Raw genomic sequence first — 19,473 nt, forward strand, 5'->3', positions numbered from 1 at the left:
ATTTTTTTGTATAACTTCTGTCGCGCACCCGCATAGCAGGTGGTTTATTGTTTCGCACGCTTCGCGAGCTCAACAGGCTAAAGCCCATAATAAAAAAACCTTTCGTCCAAAAACAAGGACGAAAGGCTTATCTTCCGCGGTACCACCCTAATTAGCTAATAAATAGCTCACTCAAAACCAGTACAGAGTATATTCTCGATACTGTCCATTTAATAACGGTTTGGCTCCGTCTAAGCCTACTTTCAAAAGATTTCGGTTAGAAACTCATAGATGTTCTTCAAAATAGGCTTTGTATCGGACTCTCACCATCGCCGACTCTCTTGAACAATTACCTAAATCTACTCTTCTAATCACAGTTTTTAATATAAAAAGTTGTAAAATATATTTTTATATATTATACATCGATTGAATAGATCAGTCAACATTTTTATAAATATTTTTTTATTATTATGCAAATTATATTTTATTTGCACAAAGTATGCTTTATTATTTTATAACAAATTAATTAGCAGTAAAATATAATGCGCACTAATACCTGCCACAATTCCTCCAATTACATGACTCCCTATAGCCTTTGAAATTAGTTTTCTATGTCCTAATGAATCTAACATGGCTACATGTGTACTTAAAAAACCGCTCCAGCACATTCCCATAGCCGTAAATACTGCAATCTCATTTCCGCCTATAAGTCCTGTTTGTAAAAATTTAGGTATTAAGCTGAGAGCAGCGCCAACAGCACCTAATGCTGTTATTGGAAATGCAATAGCTTGAGGATTTTGGAATCCAAATAACGGTTTTAGAATAGGAGAAAACCATTGACCAATTTTAGGAAGAAGCTCTACTCCTTCAAATGCCAATCCTTGATATCCAATACTTGGGTCTGCTGGACCAAATGTCAAAAGCATAATTATTGTGCATATTACAAGAACACCAGGGATTATACTAAGACCAATGTCTACTCCCAGCTTTCCACCTTCTAAAAAAGCTGTTAAAAATCTTTCAAAAAAACTACCTTCACTATGCTCTACTAAAGTACTAGCTAGTTCTTGATCTGATTTACTAGAATGACTTTGAATTATTTGTTCTCCAAGTACTTTTTTTGTTCGATAAGCCATAATTCTTACACTAACTATACTTCCTATAAGCGCTCCAATATTTCCTACAACTGCTTCTCGAAAATATCCTAACCCTATCATAAATGTGGTAACTATAAGTCCCATACCAAAAGCAGTGCCCAAATTACATAAACAAGGCACCTCATGTTTTTTAAAATAGCTTATATAGTTTTCATCTTTAGCTAGTGAAATTATTGCTGGATTATCAGATAAATAAGTAGTTATGATACCTAAAAAAGCAACTCCAGGCATGTTATAAAGAGGTTTCATTAGTGGAGAAAATATCTTGTTAAGTAGATTAACAACACCAAACTCCATAGCTAGTTTTCCAAAAGCCCCAGCCAATACTGCGATTGCCATAATATACAATACTGTATCTACTAATAACTTATATGCTGTCTCCATAATTGAAGAAAACATATTTCTGATACCCATCATTGACCCTAGATATCCAAAAAATAAGGATATGAGACCAATAAAGATTATAGTATCAAGGTATGGAATCGTTTTCTTGTTTTTTCTTAAAAGCAGATTTTGCATTTTAACACCCCTTCGAAGGTAGTATTCCAGTCATACATATTATACTAGATTGTAAACAGCATAAGCAACTGAAAAACAAGCTATAAAAAATTAAGATAATTTAATTAATTTTTGTCATTTTTTTAACATTCTCTTTTTTCTAAATTTTTAGGCACTTTCATTAATTATTTCAAAATCTACCTATATAATGTTTCATAATATTTTTTCAAATGACAAAGACTACTAATAAATAGATTTTGCGAGGTGTTATTATATGGATATAAAAAACAAGAAGAAAAATTTAACTAAAGACGAGTTATTAGTAGATTACATTAAAGATCAATTAGAAGAAAAAATGCAAGCTTCTTCAATGGATATTAATGTGAGCTGCAGAGATGGCTCAGTACAGCTTTCTGGCTTTGTTGATGTGCTATCAGAAAAGCAATATGCTGAAAAAGTAGCTAGAAGTGTAGATAGTGTTAGAAAAGTGGAAAATAGTATTACTATAGGTGTCGATAGTAATATTACAGATAAGCATATGGAAAAAGAAATTATCGATAAGTTAAGTGAATCAAAAGATGCTAATAGGATTGTAGGTGTAGGTGTCCAGGTTAATGACGGAGTTGCAAATCTAGTTGGCGAAGTCGATACACTAAAAGATGCGCATATAGCAATGAATCTCTCTGCTCAAACTAGAGGCATAAAAGATGTAGTAAATAACACTAAAGTAGTCACAGCAGATGCAATTGACGACATAACTATTAACAATTCAATACAGCAACAACTCAATGAAAGTGAGCGTATTCGTGCTAAAGACATTGTAACAGATGTTAAGAATGGGATTGTAACTTTAATGGGATATGCTAATAATAGATATGAATCAGAACTAGCAAAAGAAATATCTATGAGTACATTAGGTGTAAAAAAGGTAAGAAACATGATAAGTCTTCGAAAGAATAATGAAAGTAAACAATGAAAAAGAAACTTACTATAAAGCCCATCAAATAATATTGATGGGCTAAAATATTAAAGAACTTTTGCTAAAAAGCTCTTTGTTCTAGGATTTTGAGGATTGATGAAAATCTCTTCTGGCGTTCCTTCTTCGACTATTTTTCCTTCATCCATAAATAAAACCCTGTCTCCTACTTCTTTTGCAAAACCCATTTCATGAGTTACAACTATCATTGTCATTCCTTCTTTTGCCAAGTCTTTCATTACTTCTAAAACTTCACCTACCATTTCTGGGTCTAAAGCTGATGTTGGTTCATCAAAAAGCATTACATCAGGTGACATAGCTAATGCTCTTGCTATAGCTATTCTTTGCTTCTGACCTCCAGACAACTGATTCGGATAAGTTTTTGCTTTATCTTCTAAACCTATCCTTCTTAAAAGTTTGTATGCTATCTTTTCTGCTTCATCTTTTGAAAGTCCTTTAAGCTTAATAGGTGCTAAAGTAATGTTGTCAAGAACTGTCATATGGGGAAATAGGTTAAACTGTTGGAAAACCATGCCCATTTTTTGTCTTAGCTTATCTATATTATTTTCTTTACTTGTTATTGAAGTTCCTTCAAAGATTATTTTCCCACTAGTAGGCTGTTCTAATAAATTTAGACATCTCAAAAAGGTACTTTTCCCCGATCCACTAGGTCCAATTACAACTACAACTTCACCCTTGCTTATATGTGAGTTAACTCCTTTAAGTACATGCAGCTCTCCAAATTTTTTATTTAAATCATATACTTCTATCACTAGCCTTCATCCTCCCTTCAGCATATCCAACTACCTTTGATAAAGTAAATGTAAGAATGAAATACAATACTGCAGCCACAATTAATGGCTCAAATGGTTTAAATGTATTTCCTCGCACTGTATCAGCATTATACATAAGCTCAGGTACACCAATAACTGATACGATTGAAGATTCTTTAATTACAGTAATAAATTCATTCCCAAGTACTGGTAATATATTTTTGAATGCCTGTGGTATTACTATATATCTCATAGCCATCGAGTGACTCATTCCTAATGACCTAGCAGCTTCCATTTGCCCATGATCTACAGCTATTATACCGGCTCTTATTATCTCAGCTACATACGCTGCACTGTTCAATGACAGTGCAATAATCCCTGCAGGAACATCTGGTAGATTAAAAGGTAATCCAAAGTAAATTATATATAACTGAACTAACAATGGTGTTCCCCTCATGAACTCAATATATGCTGTGGCAATAGCCTTTAATATAATACTTATTATGTTTCGGTTCTTTGATATTTTCATAAGAGCTAAAATTACTCCTAATGCAACGCCAAAAAAAACAGAAAAAAATGCAATCATTACTGTATTCCTTGCTCCGATTAAAAAAAACATATAATATCTACTCAAAAAAGTAAAATCCAATAACATAACCTCCTAGCTGTAAATAATTGCATAAGATAGTGGAAGTTATTCCACTATCTTATCATTTATTCTTGCTCATTTTCAACCATTTCATTAGCTTCTATAACAAATTTTTCAATTAAATTATCTTTTTGTAATCTTTCAATTGTTTTATTGATCACATTAAGCAGTTCTTCATTTCCTTTGTTTACTGCAACAGCAGAGCCACCCTCTTCGTCTGTAAATCTGATGTCTGTTAAAAATAACTCTTTATTGCTTTCTACATAAGCCTTACCTACTGCATCTTCTACAACAACAGCGTCAACCTTGCTATTCTTAAGCTGAAGCATAAGGTCAGATACTTTTCCTAAAGCTTTTATTTGTGGGGACTCTATCTGGTTTTTTGCTATATCTTCTTGTATAGCTCCTTTTTGAACTCCGATAGTTTTACCTTCTAGATCACTCACAGTTATATATTTATCCTTATCTTCAACTCTAACAGCTGCAGCATGTTCAGCTCTATAATATATATCTGAAAAATCAACTTCCTTCATTCTTTCGGCATCTGGTGTCATTCCTGCAATAACAAAATCAACTTTATCAGTCTTTAGTGCAGCTAATAGGCCTCTAAACTCCATGTCTTTAATTTCAAGCTCTACTCCTAAATCCTCAGCAATTTCTTTAGCTACAGATATATCAAATCCAACGATCTCATCTTTTCCATTTACTTCTTTATGGAATTCATATGGTGGATAATCAGCACTTGTTCCAAGAATAATTTTCCCTGATTTTTTTATTTTTTCTAGTTTTGTCTCAGCAGCATTTTCTTCTGAGCTATTTGAACATCCAGTAAATGCAATAGACATTGTAAGTACTAATATTATTGCAACAACACTAATAAATCTTTTTTTCATCATAATTAATATCCCCCTTCAAGGTTGTCTTTTGTCAACTTAAATAATGATACATCTTTTTGCATATTTTTTCAATACTTTTTTAAAAAATTTTTTTGGATTATATTAGTAATTATGTGATCTGCCTTACATTTACTGAATAAATATTATGCCCATAATTTTCTGATAACTATGCAATTTATGAGTAATTAATGCCTTTATCTTAATACTTCAGTTATTTTATCTAATAGAAGTATGCATATTTATGTTTTTGTGTATAATTATACGGTATAATCATATGTTTTTTTGATACACATTTTACTGAAGTACATATTTCAACTTTATATGTATTATAAAAGAGGCTATATCATAGCATGTTGTATGATATAGCCTCTTAAAAAGCACTTACTTAAATATATCGTTTATCAGTTCATCTGCTTTCTTTTTTCTTTCTTCTGTCTCATATTCGTCAATTAGAATACTATCTTCATTAATTATTAAAACAGTTCCTTCATAAGCGTCTTTTGGTAGCTTAGATTTCTCAATATTTATCATATCATTGTTCTCTAACTCAACTACAGCAAAATCTCCTTCAAACCTATCTATTATTCCTCTCATATTTTCACCTCTATTATTTTACACATCTGCTATCTGGCCTATATCCAGCTTTTTCAGCATCTTCTTTAGAATTGAAAATTATTTGATTCTCGGCCTTTGGTAGGCTATTACATGATTTTACATGATATACCTTTGTATTCTTATTTCCAATAATTATTTCTTTATCCTCTTCATTGTTCTGTTCATCTAATTGAACATTATCAGGAACGACTACACCTTGATTATTAATATTTTGCCCATCAGTTGATATTACTATAGTGCCTGATTCGCTTGTCTTCATTATTGATATATTTCTTTCTTCTAATCTATTTATTGTCTCTTGGTGTGGGTGCCCATAATCATTTTCTGCTGCTACAGATATGACTGCAAGTTTAGGGTCTACACAATCTAGAAATTCTTCTGTTGAAGATGTCCTCCCACCATGATGACCTACTTTCAATACATCTGCTGATAGATCAAGTCCTTTGCCAATCATTTCTTTTTCGGATACGCCTTCTGCATCTCCAGTAAAGATAAAAGATCTATCCTTATACACTAGTTTACACACTATTGAATATTCATTTGTCTCAGAATACTTCTCTGAATTTGGAGCCAAGATAGTAAACTTAAGGTCATTGCTATCTATTATATCTAATCCACCCTTTGCCATTGTAGCTTTTAAACCTTTGGCTTTAAGCTCAGTTATAAATGATTCAAATATTTTAGTAGTAGCAGACTTGTTTGGCATATATACATTGTCAATTTGAAAGCTCTTTACAACTTCAGGTAACCCTCCAATATGATCCTCATGAGGATGAGTAGCTAGCAGATAATTGATTCTACTTACATTATGTTTCTCCAAATACTCGATTATTAATTCACTATCATCACGATTGCCACCATCTATCAAAGCTATTTCTCCACTTGGAAGCTGTATTAAAATACTATCCGCCTGCCCTACATCTATAAAGTGTACTATTAACTCTCCATCGTTATTTATATTATTATCTTGAGTACTACCTTGCGTAACCGTTCCTGCTGAACATCCAGCTATCAATGAGATACTAATAATTAATATAATCAGCAATGTTATGCTATGTCCATTTTTGCGTATCATAAATATACACTCCTTACGTTCAAATATTATGTTCTATAGAATATATATCTATATAATTTATACCCTATGCCAATAATGATAAATTATTTTCTCTAGCTTTCTTAGCATTCTCCCATTTTTCGTCATCTATAGGTTTGTCAAAGCTTCTGAAATCAGCCAATTTAAACCCATGCTTTTCACCCAATTTCTTAGTATAGAGAATACTGTCAATAGATATACCCGAAGCACCTACACTAGTATGCTCATAATGTTCTTCTAATGCTAACATAATTGTCTCAGACATGCATGCATATGCTAGTCCTTTATCAAACCCTAGATTAATCCCAAGTTCAGGTCTACCAGGTACTTCTACGATTCCACCGTCAATTACTAATACATCCGGTCTAAGTAACTCTACATCCTCACTTACATTTCTTGGTCTTGACATGTCACAAACTATCGCACCAGGCTTTAACCCATTAGCGTCAATAAACTTTCCAACACTGCTCGTAGCACTTATTACTACATCAGCATGAACTAGCATTTCATCAATATCTGTTGTAGCCTGTATTGGCCCATTATTTTTATCAAGCTCTATTGCAAAATCCACAAACTCTTCAAGTGAAGCATCAAAATGAGGAAGGTCATAAGATTCTGATAATAAATACCCTATGCTACCAGGTTCAAATATAACATTATTCTTTAATAAAATAGCTAAATGCTTGTATATATTCGCAGCTACCTTATGTAATCTTCTAATACTAGACTCTTTATTATTTGGGTTACCTATAAGTATTAGTCTAGACACTTTTTCTGATAAAAGTACAGAAGCACCAAATCCTATAGAACCTGTAGCTCCTACAATAGCAGCTGTCGATTGCTGTGGCTTTTCACCTAGCTTTATTAATGCTTGTGTAACAGCATCTACAGCGGAAACAACGGTATAGCTATTTCCTGTGGTGAGGGGAATTCCCTCGTCTTTTAGATGTAGTCCTCCACCAGACACAACTGAAGTATATGCGCCTAATCCAACTATTTTTGCGCCCCTATCCTTTGCAATTTTCAAGGCTTTTTTTAGCTGAATTATTGCTTCTTCTCTTGGCATTCTAACAAGTTCATCTGCAGTACGAGGTACAACTATAAACTCTCCGTAAGTCTTGTTTCCGCACTCAGAAGTTACAATGGTGTCTGATACTACAAACGGTTCAACCATTTCACTCCACTTTTCAGTAAGTTCTTTAAGTTGTTCCACTGAGAAGCAGGATAAACTTTGATCATAGTCAGAATAATTCTTTAAATCCAATGGATGAATCAGAAAAGCAAATCTACTATCACTATTCTCTATGCAAGCAGTATCTTGAGCTTTTTCTTTTGTAGTAATATCATGATTATTATCAATAGGTACATCTATTAAATACGATAGTAGCTTAGCAGTATTTCCTTTACTTAATACCTTTAGCATATTGTCAATACTTTCTAAAGCTATATTACATTCATTCTCAGATATATTTAAAGCCGGTTCAATCCTAATAACTGTGTTGCCATTGAGTGTAGGTGCAACTCGTACTTTTTCCACATTTAGAAGATAGCTTGATATGATTGGAGTCAGTAATTCTTGCTCTGCCATAACACCCAACAAGCTCCCTGGAAATGTATTTTTGTTTATCCCAAAGTCTATGCCGAGCATTAATCCTCTTCCTCTAACTTCTCTTATAACATTTGGATACGATTCTTTAAGATTTAAAAGTCCACTCTTTAGTATATCTCCACATTTATTAATGTTGTCTAGTATTTTTGAGTCTCTAGTTAGTATGTCTAGAATCTTGATTCCTACACGGCAGGCCAGTGTATTTCCTGCAAAGGTTGAAGAATGTTTTTGAGCAAATTCTTCATTATATACATCTTCAGTACATATACACGCACCTATTGGAATAATACCTCCACCTAATGCTTTAGCCAATAATAGCACGTCAGGAACCATTTCTTCTTCTTCAAAAGCAAATAATCTTCCTGTTCTTCCTAGTCCAGTCTGTATTTCATCTAATACAAGCTTTACTCCATACTCTTCACATATTTGTTTTATTTCTTTTAAATACCCTTTAGGTGGTGCTACTATTCCACCTTCTCCTTGAATAGGCTCAATTATTAATGCTGCATAATAAGTTGGATTTTCTTTAAGCTCTTTCAGTAGTGATTCTGTATCGCCATATGGTATGTAATTAAATCCAGTTGCAGGTGCACCAAAAATAGACTGATAATAGCTTTTCCCTGTTGCTGATAAGGCTCCAAGGGTTTTACCATGAAAGCTATTATATGCTGACAGTATTCCCATTCTTTTTGTGGATGATCGGCATAGCTTAATTGCTGCTTCAACAGTTTCAGCTCCACTATTTGTAAAAGTCACATACCTTAATTCTTCAGGAGTGACTTTAATCAGTTTCTCAGCTAATTCACCTGCTGCATCAAGTGTAGATGGTTGTATAAAGCTAGGCTCCCCATCCTTTTGAACATCTAAAATTGCTTCCCATATCTCATCTGGGTTATATCCTAAAGGCAAAGCTCCATATGCTGCTATTAAATCTAAATATTTATCTCCGTCAACATCATAAAGAAAACTGCCTTTCCCTTTTACAAAGCTTTTATCCATTCTAATACTTTCTAACATATTGCCAAGGTATGGATTAACATACTGCTTAAATGTATTCATAAAACACCCTCCTTTATTACTATTTTAAGGATAGCCAAAAATAGTAGTTTATTATAAGTACAAGTTAAATATTTTATTAATTCTATGACTAATGTCAAAAACACAAAAGCCCTAGATTGGCTAGGGCTGATTGTATAGTCAATTAATTCATATTTATTTACTTAACTCTTATTTTATTTTTAAGTTTAGTATTATAATACTGAATTGCTAAGCTAAAGCAATAATCATACAAAATGAAAATTATCTCCATAATTATAAAAACAACCCATATCGGAAGCTTAATAGTTATGCTATCAAAAAACATTTTGCTAGTCAATAAGTATACAATGTACATTGCCAAATTATAGGCTAAAAGTTTCATTATCCATTCAAAAAATATTTTATTACTTTTTTCAATTAGGCTTTTTAGAATAGCATAATATCCAAAGAAAGCTATGTATGGTAATACAATAAGCTTATTTGGTACAATAATAAAACTCAATATGGAAGATGATAAGTAAACAAGTAAGGCATGTTTACTTCCATGCTCTATCACGACCACAGACACAAAAAATGAGCTTAGCGCAAGAAAAAACAATCTATTAGTTGGTACTATAGATGATAGATACAAAGACGCAACTGAAAATAATGTCACTATTCCACCTAATGCAATTTTCTTTGATTTTTTGTTTACTTTATCCATCTTAATTTCCTCCTGCTAACAACAACTAATTAAATCTCCTCCCATGCATTCACAGCAGCAATCACTACATATTAAGCACTGACAGACTTCACAGAACGATGTATCGTTTCTATATCCTCTATTAGCTCCAACATCCCTATATGCTCTATTTCTAAATGACAGATTATTTAAAGCTGAACGATATTCTGCATTAGCTGGATTTAGATTAACAGCCACTTGTATATATTGATATGCTTGGTCATACCAGCCTTTTCTTAGAAATATTATTCCTTTTAAGAAATTCCACTCAGCGTTCCTATTTGAAATTGATTCAAGCATTTGATCAGCTTGACTGATGTTGCCACGTTCAATCATACTTCTGATTTGCATAAATACATTTGAGCTATTATCATTATATTGCTGATTAGCCTGATTATTACTGCTTTGACCTCTATAATTATTATTTCCTTTATTTTTCGTCAAATAGTCATATGCCTCGTTGATTTCCTTAAGCTTTTCTTCAGCTAAATCTGAAAGAGGATTATTAGCATATTGGTCTGGATGATATTTCTTTACCAGATTCTTATAAGCAACTCTAATTTCTTCTTCATTTGCACCTTCTCTGATCCCTAAGACCTCATATGGATTTCTCAAGTTTCTTTACCTCCTTTTCATAAAGTATCTGTTCCATTTTAAACCTAGTTCCCATATAAATAATATTATCTAGTATTCCTTTATTGTGTTTTATATCAAGCAATTCGTAACTTTTTGCCATATTATCGAGTGTATAAGTAAGTGAAAATTCTATAGGTTCTTTTATTCTTTGCTTAAAATCTTCTATTCTTTCATTATCATTATAATCATATTGCAATAATATGGGATTATAGTTGTTCTTCTTGATATCTTGTTCTATATCATTAAATGCATCTAAAATATATATCCATCTGCCTAAATTATATCCTAGCCATCTCAATACTCTATCAGTTGTTTCATCAATAATAAATGGTGCAGAAGCAACCTCCTCCATAAGCTTTGCAAACATATCTGCGCTTTCATCTATTTTATTACATTTTGCTTTTTCAAGCTCTGTAAGTTTTTGGAGGTATGCCTTTATAGTATCATACTTCTTAGGATACAATCGTTTTGCTTTTTTGATCGGAGACAGAAACGCTGTAGTTGATAATATTGACAGTAGTGACTTTTCATCTCGCCAATCATCTATTAACTTAAAATAAATAAGTATAATACTGATATTCGATGTATATAGCAGTCCATTGTTTTTATCCATAATCATCTTTTTCTTAAATGGATTAGCTATACAGCCCTCTCTTTTAAATGTATCTCTATTACTATCTAAAGAAGATAAAAGTACTGTTAGAAAAGTAAGATCATAGTTTAAGCCAAATCTAACAGCTTGGTTAAATTCTTTTCCTAATGTTTTACAAAGTCCACAATAATATGATTTAAAAACATCATATTCTCTGACCTTTAACTCATTCTTATATGGTATTACATATCCAAACAAATAATTCACTCATTTCCAGTAGTATTATGAAAAAGTACATATATTAATTTTAAATTAAAAAACTAAATATAGCAACAAACTATTGTATCTTAATAAAATCTTAATAAATTAAGCCTATATGAAATACTCTTTTCACATAGGCTTAATCATTTATTCTTATAAATACGAATTACCATCAAGTGGTATTAATACTTGTAGAGGTGGTCTTCCTCCTGCCAATCCCACTGCATAGACTGTATAGAACCTGTTCCCTTTTAATGTTACATTTGGAACATATAAAACTCTTCTGTTAGTACCTGCAGGGAATACTTCAAGCGTGTATGTTCCTGGATCTACAGGTATATATCTAGTTACCTCCTTGAACCCTACATTTCTAAATAACGTTGTACCATCAGATAATCTTACATCTACTTTTGGTGCATTCGGTGATAAATGACCGAATCTAATATACACCTTGCCGGATGGTATAGGCATACGCGGATCTAGAATCGGTAAAAGACTAATTTCGTTTAGCTTGCCTACTGCTGCCAAAGTATAGATACTTCCTGGAGGAACATTTACCTCTGTATCAATAACTGCATTAGTTCTGTTACCTGCTGGAAATACTTTTATACTATACCTTCCAGGATAAAATGGCAAATAATTTGTGAATTCTTTGTATTTTAAGTCTGTAGCTACTGGTCTGTTATTCACTAGAACATCTACTGCAGGTGCATCTGGACTGGCATGAAAAACACGAACATATGATACCTGCTGTTGTGGGTCAGGAATATATGGATAGTAGCTGTAAGGGTTATAAGAAGTCCAATAGTAGCTCATTAAATCAACACCTTTCATTTAATAAATACTTCGACCTACTACATTATATGCAGTAGGTCTGAAAGGGTTAATTGTTTTTTGTTAATTAGTAGTTTTTTCTGTATCTGGCTTGATTTCTGGTCTTATAACCTTCCATACGCCATGTTCCTTAGTTAATTTCCAAGAATCCTGCTCTTTTGCGGCATTTAACTCTGTTTCTCCGTTCTTAATTTTATATTCATAAGATAATATAACTTCAGCATTATTTTCATCTATAGTTTTGTATTCTTTTATTTCATACTTCATAAGTTTGCTATTAAGTTTCTCTATCTCTGACTTAAAAACCTCGTAGTCATTACTTCTGTTCTTAATAGGAGTTAATAAAAACATCTTAGAATAAATTTTATTTCTCTCAGCATTCATAAAATCTTTCAACACTTCATCTGGAGTCCTACCTAACACATCTCTCTCCTTGTCAGCTCTTTCACTAGGAGGGACAATGCTCTTTTCTTCCTCTGAAGGGAAGAATGCTAAAGGATCATACACGTTACCTGGGTTCCATACTAAATATTCATTTACACCTAACTCTTTTCCAGCTCTTATCTGATCTCTCATTTCCTTTACGCCATATTTTATATGTCCTTTAACCCAAGTTGCATTGAAGCCTTGTATCCATGGCCTAATTACAGGTGGATTTTCTAGTGCTGCATTTCTTTCGATTGCTTCTTTAAGTGCACCACTTAGCACTCCATAAGGATGTGCATCAGGTACAGCATAACCATACCAGTTTGCGCCATAATGGCTAGGGTAAACCATTGGACACATATACTCTATACTTTTAGCCATCTTTCTCCATGTTTGTCCAATATCTTCTGGCTTATCATCCCATGACTTAGTTATTACTCCAAAAACATCTGCTGCAATATTTACTTTATATGATTCAAGCTCTTTTTTAACAAATTCTAAGTACTGCTCTACAGCCTGGTCTTTATTTCTACCATCTCTTCCTGGAAATTCTGTTATTGGATTGTATGACTTAGCACTATCAGGAAATCTGATGTAGTCAAACTGTATCTCCTTAAATCCAAGCAATGCAGCTTCTTTTGCTATTGCTAAATTATAATTCCACACGTACTCATCAAATGGATTAACCCACGCTACACCTTTATAATCCTTCCAAACCCCACCTGATTTTAATTGAATAGAGTGGTCAGGACTATGATTTGCAAAGTTTCTATCCTTAAAAGTAACTATTCTCGCTATTGGATATATATCATATTCTTCTAGCATTTGTAACAATGCATTGATATCCTTTATCCTAACTGCTCTGTTAGCATTTGCTTTATCAACTATCTCAATATCACTTTTATACGTCATCAATCCATCATCATCTTTTACATCTATAACAAGTGAATTAATCTCTGTTCCTATAGCAGTACCTAATATCTTTTCAAATCTATTTGCCTCATTTGCCTTAGCTTGAAGCTCGTTTATCTTTGCTTTGTCGCTTGCTCCAAGAGCTTTTACATACTGTGCATATAAATCAACTTTTGCTTTATCAACAGGAAATCCTGCAATATTTCCGGTTACATAAAGACCTTTTGCTTCTACTTTCTCGACTTCTCTTTGATTATCTAGTGGTAATAGTGGCACATAAAATTCTCCAAGTTCTGCTTTCCTCTTTTCCTCCAAAGCATTGTGCTCTTCAATTTTCTTTTGCATTTCAGCCTTTTTTTCTTCTTCAGTCATTTCCTTTTCTTCTAGATCATTATTACTTGTCCCATTATTGTCTGCACTTACAGTATTGTCATCTGTTGATGAAGGTGCTGTTGTTGAAATCTGACAGCCTGTTAAAACCATTGAAAGTGATAATACCATGATAATAGCTAGTAAAAAAACTTGAGATTTTTTCATATATTACTATGACCTCCATTTATAATATTTGGCAATACAACCTTTATTCTGTTTTCTGCATAAAATATCTTTCCTTATCTTTATTCTACAGTTTTTTTCGACATTATATATTACAAATTAATTACATTTAAGTTTAGTTTCCTATATCTTTCATACCTTTATTAGCTAAAGCATCTGCTAGTTCATTATACTCAACTCCAGAGTGTCCTTTAACTTTTATAAACTTAATATTTCTAAATCTCTCAACTAAATCTAATAGTTCAACCCACAATTCTTTGTTTTCTACAGGCTCTTTCTTCGAATTTTTCCATCCATTGCTTCTCCACTTTTTATACCATTCTTGATTAATACAATTGCACAAATAAGCTGAATCTGTATGAACATCTATTGGAATATCATTTCTCTTAAGCATCTTTAATGCTTCAATGCAAGCCTTTAGCTCCATTCTATTATTTGTAGTATTTATTTCCCCACCATATATTTCTTTTTTGTTGTCTTTATACATTAGGACAGCACCATATCCACCTATATTCTCACTATTTTGATTCCCTGAACAAGCTCCATCTGTATATATTATTATTTTTTCCATTAACATACTCCATTCTAATATATATTTTTTAGATACAACGCGTTGTACCTAAAGATCAAGCTCGTTTAATGCATCTCTTAGTCTTTTAGTTTCTTCTTTTGATAATGTTATACCTTTTCCCATCTTTTCTTTATTTGGAGACCAGTCTCTTATATCTAGCTTAGCTTCTCTACCATTCCAACTAATCATATTAAGCTCTTTTGTCCAGCCCTTATTTGATTCTGAAAGAACTACTATTTCTTTTACTACATCAAACTTAATCTCAGCCATTAAAGTCCCTCCCATTAACTATTATTATTCTAGTTATTATGCTATACTATTTACTTACTATACACTATTATACTATAATATGGTACTATAAAGTAGATTAAATAATTGTTATAGTTCATCAATATGAATTTTTGATATAAAAAAATTCATATTTAAATATAATTTTTATAGTATAATAACATAGCTAAGTTGAAAGGATGGTCGTATGAAAACCAATAAAAAGATAAATACTAAAAAAGCTATACTCATAATCCCTATAGTAATTGCTTTAATTATTACTTCATTCGGAATGTATAGTATATTTCCAGACACTAAAAATTACAATGATAATAACAGTAGCGGAGAGCAGATAAATATAGAAAACATGGTTGACGACGAGACTGCTCTAAAAATAATTGATATGCATAAAAATATAAATAAATATGATGGAAAATCAGAAACGCTAAAGCTACAGTTTTTTCAATTTGAGGATGGCTACTCGGTAGGTATAGATTATGAATTTGAAAATGGCGAAAGACTTCTATTTGATATCCCAGCAGACTTTACTAATACCAGTATTCCTGAAGGAATATCAGATTTTGATTGGGTGGAAGTTACTGGAGAAATAAAAGCAACAGAGGAAATTCATGAAGGGCATATGCATAATATACCAGTTATCCTAGTAAAATCTATAAATAAAGTTAAATAGATAGAGTGGTGCCAAATTAGCATAAAAGCTATTTGACACCTTTTTTATTTACCATATCCATCTACAATTTGAATTAGCCTTTTTTGAGCCTTTTCAGATAGTCCTAATCTTTTTATTTCACTTGTAAGCTGAGTCATTGATCCATAACCTTTGATATATCCATTGATATGTGCTGTAGCCGTTGAATTTATAAAGTCATTTGCCTTGGGATATATGTCTTTTAATTCAGTCGCCAATTCTCTTGCTAATTGTAAGTAGTATTTTTGATGATATGTTTCAGCTAAATGAAAATTGGTTAAAGGCAATATTTCAGTATATAATTTTTTCCCTATTTTCTTTTCATGTTCATTTTTAGATTTAATTGCCAAACCTTTTTGAATATCATTTTGGTAGAATATTACTGACATATACTGTCTGCCCCATGGTTCATTTGCTGGGGTATGACTGTTCCAAAAAATATTCAGCAATTCGCCGTATGTGATCTCACTTGGATCATATTCTATTTGAACTGTTTCACTATGGTCGCCTAAATCATGATAATTTGGATTTTTCTTGGTTCCGCCTGCGTATCCAACGCGGGTCTTATACACCCCTTTAGTTAGCCCGAACCGGGCATCAGGTCCCCAAAATCAACCAAGTGCAAATGTAGCTTCTTCTAGTCTTTTAGGTATATTTAAATCTATAGCTGGATATATGTTTTCCATGTGTATGCTACTCATAAACTTCTATCCTTTCTTAAGAAAAATTATGACTATCAATAATATACCCATTAAAATAATTTTATAGCATAAATAATAATTATATTCATTTTTAGCCATAATTATATTTATGATAAGTTTTTTCTATATATATTTTTTTTGTATTTAAAATTCCAATTTGACTTAAGATTTTGTAAATAATATAATAAATTTATAATTTATTCAGAAAATTTAAAATGTAATTATCAATGAGAGCGGGCTGCGTATTGGAGATGTAATCTCCTCATAGATATTTTCAATATTCCACTTATTGATCTTATATAGAGTTATTTCCGCTTTCATTGACTAATAAAATCTTAATAACCCCATAAACAGAAATGCGATTTATTAAAGTCGCATTTCTGTTTATAAGATTTTTTTTAATTTCTCTCCCATGGCTGATTCAATATATGGCTTCTCTATATTCCAAAACTCGATAAACTTCTTATATTGATCTATTGCTTCTTCATTAATTTTATCAGTCTTAATAGCTCTAATAAGTATGTTTTTAGGTGTATGCTCCATATCAATAAACTCAAGCATTTGTGTTGAATACCCAAGTATTTCAAGTACATTTGCTCTCAAACTATCAGTAATTAAAGCTGATAGTCTCTCCTTTATTATTCCATGCTTCTCCATAGGCTCCATAACAGCATTATGTATTTTATTAAATAGCTCATGCTGGCAACATGGCACTGATAATATAACCTTGGCATCCCAGTTTACTGCTTTAGCTAAAGCGGCATCCGTTGCTGTATCACAAGCATGTAAAGTAACCATCATATCCACTCTATCAAATTCTTCAAAATTTCTAATATCACCATGAACAAATTTTAATCCATCATATCTTAAGTCGGATGCTACTTCGTTACAAAACTTAATTACGTCTTCTTTTAAATCAAGTCCCACAATGTTTACTTTCATCTTCTCAATATTTACTAGATAATAATAAAGAGCAAATGTTAAATATGATTTTCCACATCCAAAATCAATAATGTTTAATGTATCTTCAGCCTTAATCTTAGGCACTGTATCAGAAACCATCTCCAAGAACCTATTTATCTGCCTAAATTTATCATATTTTTTTGAAAATACTTTGCCGCTTTCATTCATGACTCCTAATCTTATTAAGAAATCACATGGCCTATTCTCTTCAATAATATAGATTTTCTTTCTATTATGGCTTAAATCAACACTACTTCTAGTAGGTTTTTTCTTAAGAATAGTTACCTTTCCCTTTTTGCTTATTAATATTTGATAATCAGCTTCTGTGGTAAATAATACACACTGCTTGAAATAGCTGTTTAAAAGCTCAGTGGTTTCGTCTATTCCTTCTTCAAAACTTAAGTTTTTATGCAAAACTTTATTACTATATTCATAAGTAAACTGAATATGTTTCTGATTTTTAATTAATACAGGTTTAAGTGTTACTTTTGTATATTCTATTGCGTTTTTTGATCTAAGATTACTTATTACTCCATAAATTAGTTTTTCACCTATAACTGTATCTTCTAAAAGCTCTTTTAAATTATCCATCGAATCTCTCCTTATCAAAAGCAAATGTCAAATTATTACTAATTAATTGTATCAAAGTTTCTTTTTTGTTTAATTCAGGATTCTCAAGTACTAGCTCTAGTAAATAGTTAAGTATTTTTCCAATTTCTTTACCTGGTTTATAGCCTAAACGTATAATGTCATTTCCGTCTATCTCCAAGTCTCTGACTGATAAAGGTTGTTTTTCTGCTATTACTCTTTCACATTCTTCTCTAAGATTTATTATATTATTAAAATCATGCGGAGGTTTAGAACCTTTAATATCAGCTATTTGAAGTTTAAATAAATTATCTAAATTGCTTGTTCCTATCTTTCTTATAAACTTTCTAATATTATTATTTCTCAGGAAATCATATCTAGACATGTGTTCTTTAACAAGTATTTTAACACCTTCTATTGTTCTATTATCAAATCTAAGCCTTTTTAAAATTATCTCAGCGATTTCCATACTTATAATATGATGTCTATAGAAATGTCCTATGCCATTTTCATCTATTGAAAAGCACTCAGGCTTACCGATATCATGAAATAAAGCCGCGAGGCGTAAAACTAAGTTGCTTTCAGTATTATCCATTACAGCCATAATATGTTTAAAAACATCTTTACTATGATTAGGATTTTTTTGATTTAACCCGATACATGCTTTTAATTCTGGAAGTATTATATCAATAATATCTAGTTTTTCCAGCAACTTTATACCATATGACGGAGTATCAGCTAAAATGATTTTAATAAACTCATCTCTAATCCGCTCTTGACTTATATTTTGTATCATAGCTCTACATTGTTTCATGGAATTAAATGTATCTTCATGTATTTCGAAACCCAGCTGTGATGCAAATCTTACCCCCCTTAGTATTCTTAAAGAGTCCTCTTCGAATCTCATTTTAGGATTTCCAACACTCACAACTAGCTTGTTTTCCAAATCGTTAATACCATTAAACGGATCAATTAACCCGTTGCTTGAATTATGAGCCATAGCATTTATGGTAAAATCCCTGCGACTTAAATCTTCTATTAAATCATCCGTAAACTCTACTTTATCAGGTCTTCTATTATCTGAATATCCTTTTTCTATTCTATATGTTGTCACTTCAAAATTTTGACCGTTTATTGCTATAGTAACTGTTCCGTGTTCTAAGCCTGTAAGTATTGTTTTGAAGCTTTCAAATATTTCAAGTAATTCTTCTGGTTGCGCACTAGTACAAATATCCCAATCATAGGGTTTTTTACCTAGTATTACATCACGTACACATCCTCCAACAATATATCCCGAATGACCATAAAACTCAAGTCTGTCTAAAATCTGTTGTACTTCAGCAGGGTAGGTTATGAGCATACATATTCCTCCTATAGAAACAAACTACTTACAATTTTACATTTCTATTTCAATTTAATCTAATTTTATAATATATATCTTTTTTGTCAATTTA

The 19,473-nt window shown here is 31.9% G+C and carries 18 protein-coding genes, 1 pseudogene and 1 other annotated feature; of the genes and pseudogenes, 2 read left to right on the forward strand and 17 right to left on the reverse strand.

Features of this window, described 5'->3' with window-relative positions:
• Window positions 1-111 precede the first annotated feature (111 nt).
• Window positions 112-363 (reverse strand) — a binding site (T-box leader).
• A gap of 128 nt (window positions 364-491) precedes the next feature.
• Window positions 492-1,655, reverse strand: coding sequence for a CD0519/CD1768 family membrane protein (locus tag HNR33_RS13465; protein WP_429084216.1), 1,164 nt, complete (start codon window positions 1,653-1,655; stop codon window positions 492-494).
• 253 nt (window positions 1,656-1,908) lie between these two features.
• Between HNR33_RS13465 and HNR33_RS13470 the strand changes: the two genes are divergently transcribed.
• Window positions 1,909-2,610, forward strand: a complete 702-nt coding sequence (locus HNR33_RS13470; protein WP_429084218.1) for a BON domain-containing protein — start codon at window positions 1,909-1,911, stop codon at window positions 2,608-2,610.
• 50 nt (window positions 2,611-2,660) lie between these two features.
• On the opposite strand, the gene HNR33_RS13475 is transcribed toward HNR33_RS13470, so the two are convergent.
• The 13 genes from HNR33_RS13475 to HNR33_RS13535 all read right to left on the reverse strand — a co-directional run bounded on the left by HNR33_RS13475 (window position 2,661) and on the right by HNR33_RS13535 (window position 15,061).
• Window positions 2,661-3,383, reverse strand: coding sequence for an amino acid ABC transporter ATP-binding protein (locus HNR33_RS13475; protein WP_429084220.1), 723 nt, complete (start codon window positions 3,381-3,383; stop codon window positions 2,661-2,663).
• Window positions 3,367-4,032, reverse strand: coding sequence for an amino acid ABC transporter permease (locus HNR33_RS13480; RefSeq protein ID WP_429084222.1), 666 nt, complete (start codon window positions 4,030-4,032; stop codon window positions 3,367-3,369). The genes HNR33_RS13475 and HNR33_RS13480 overlap by 17 nt, the downstream gene beginning before the upstream one ends.
• Window positions 4,033-4,097: 65 nt before the next feature.
• Window positions 4,098-4,928, reverse strand: a complete 831-nt coding sequence (locus HNR33_RS13485) for a transporter substrate-binding domain-containing protein (protein WP_429084225.1) — start codon at window positions 4,926-4,928, stop codon at window positions 4,098-4,100.
• A gap of 381 nt (window positions 4,929-5,309) precedes the next feature.
• On the reverse strand, window positions 5,310-5,522 hold the full coding sequence (locus HNR33_RS13490; RefSeq protein ID WP_429084227.1) for a DUF3006 domain-containing protein: 213 nt from the start codon (window positions 5,520-5,522) through the stop codon (window positions 5,310-5,312).
• Window positions 5,523-5,535: 13 nt separating this feature from the next.
• On the reverse strand, window positions 5,536-6,618 hold the full coding sequence (locus HNR33_RS13495) for a ComEC/Rec2 family competence protein (protein WP_429084229.1): 1,083 nt from the start codon (window positions 6,616-6,618) through the stop codon (window positions 5,536-5,538).
• A gap of 64 nt (window positions 6,619-6,682) precedes the next feature.
• The gene (locus HNR33_RS13500) at window positions 6,683-9,304 is read right to left on the reverse strand and encodes an aminotransferase class III-fold pyridoxal phosphate-dependent enzyme (protein WP_429084232.1); all 2,622 of its coding nucleotides are present in this window, start codon (window positions 9,302-9,304) and stop codon (window positions 6,683-6,685) included.
• 157 nt (window positions 9,305-9,461) lie between these two features.
• Window positions 9,462-9,986, reverse strand: a complete 525-nt coding sequence (locus tag HNR33_RS13505; protein WP_429084234.1) for a hypothetical protein — start codon at window positions 9,984-9,986, stop codon at window positions 9,462-9,464.
• Window positions 9,987-10,001: 15 nt separating this feature from the next.
• Window positions 10,002-10,619, reverse strand: coding sequence for a J domain-containing protein (locus HNR33_RS13510; RefSeq protein ID WP_429084237.1), 618 nt, complete (start codon window positions 10,617-10,619; stop codon window positions 10,002-10,004).
• Window positions 10,603-11,490, reverse strand: a complete 888-nt coding sequence (locus HNR33_RS13515) for a DUF5685 family protein (RefSeq protein ID WP_429084240.1) — start codon at window positions 11,488-11,490, stop codon at window positions 10,603-10,605. Before HNR33_RS13515 ends, HNR33_RS13510 begins: the two co-directional genes overlap by 17 nt.
• A gap of 156 nt (window positions 11,491-11,646) precedes the next feature.
• Window positions 11,647-12,309, reverse strand: coding sequence for a DUF4397 domain-containing protein (locus tag HNR33_RS13520; protein WP_429084242.1), 663 nt, complete (start codon window positions 12,307-12,309; stop codon window positions 11,647-11,649).
• A gap of 81 nt (window positions 12,310-12,390) precedes the next feature.
• Window positions 12,391-14,202, reverse strand: a complete 1,812-nt coding sequence (locus HNR33_RS13525) for a putative glycoside hydrolase (RefSeq protein WP_429084244.1) — start codon at window positions 14,200-14,202, stop codon at window positions 12,391-12,393.
• A 133-nt stretch (window positions 14,203-14,335) separates the two neighbouring features.
• Window positions 14,336-14,791 carry a ribonuclease HI gene (gene rnhA / locus HNR33_RS13530; RefSeq protein ID WP_429084247.1) on the reverse strand — a complete coding sequence of 152 codons (456 nt, stop codon included), beginning with the start codon at window positions 14,789-14,791 and terminating at the stop codon, window positions 14,336-14,338.
• Between the two features lie 48 nt (window positions 14,792-14,839).
• Window positions 14,840-15,061, reverse strand: coding sequence for a YdbC family protein (locus HNR33_RS13535; RefSeq protein ID WP_429084250.1), 222 nt, complete (start codon window positions 15,059-15,061; stop codon window positions 14,840-14,842).
• A 205-nt stretch (window positions 15,062-15,266) separates the two neighbouring features.
• Here HNR33_RS13535 and HNR33_RS13540 point away from each other — a divergent pair, with 205 nt between their 5' ends.
• A complete protein-coding gene (locus HNR33_RS13540; protein WP_429084252.1) occupies window positions 15,267-15,749 on the forward strand; it encodes a hypothetical protein in 483 nt (160 codons plus the stop codon).
• Window positions 15,750-15,793: 44 nt separating this feature from the next.
• Here HNR33_RS13540 and HNR33_RS13545 read toward each other — a convergent pair.
• From HNR33_RS13545 to HNR33_RS13555, 3 genes and pseudogenes are all read right to left on the reverse strand, one after another.
• Window positions 15,794-16,366: pseudogene (locus HNR33_RS13545) on the reverse strand (peptide-methionine (S)-S-oxide reductase MsrA); the annotation flags it as partial.
• A 486-nt stretch (window positions 16,367-16,852) separates the two neighbouring features.
• On the reverse strand, window positions 16,853-18,022 hold the full coding sequence (locus HNR33_RS13550; protein WP_429084254.1) for a class I SAM-dependent methyltransferase: 1,170 nt from the start codon (window positions 18,020-18,022) through the stop codon (window positions 16,853-16,855).
• A complete protein-coding gene (locus tag HNR33_RS13555; protein WP_429084257.1) occupies window positions 18,015-19,379 on the reverse strand; it encodes a CCA tRNA nucleotidyltransferase in 1,365 nt (454 codons plus the stop codon). The genes HNR33_RS13550 and HNR33_RS13555 overlap by 8 nt, the downstream gene beginning before the upstream one ends.
• Window positions 19,380-19,473 lie beyond the last annotated feature (94 nt).

The organism is Brassicibacter mesophilus (assembly GCF_050433385.1).
Taxonomy (GTDB): domain Bacteria; phylum Bacillota; class Clostridia; order Tissierellales; family Proteiniboraceae; genus Brassicibacter; species Brassicibacter mesophilus.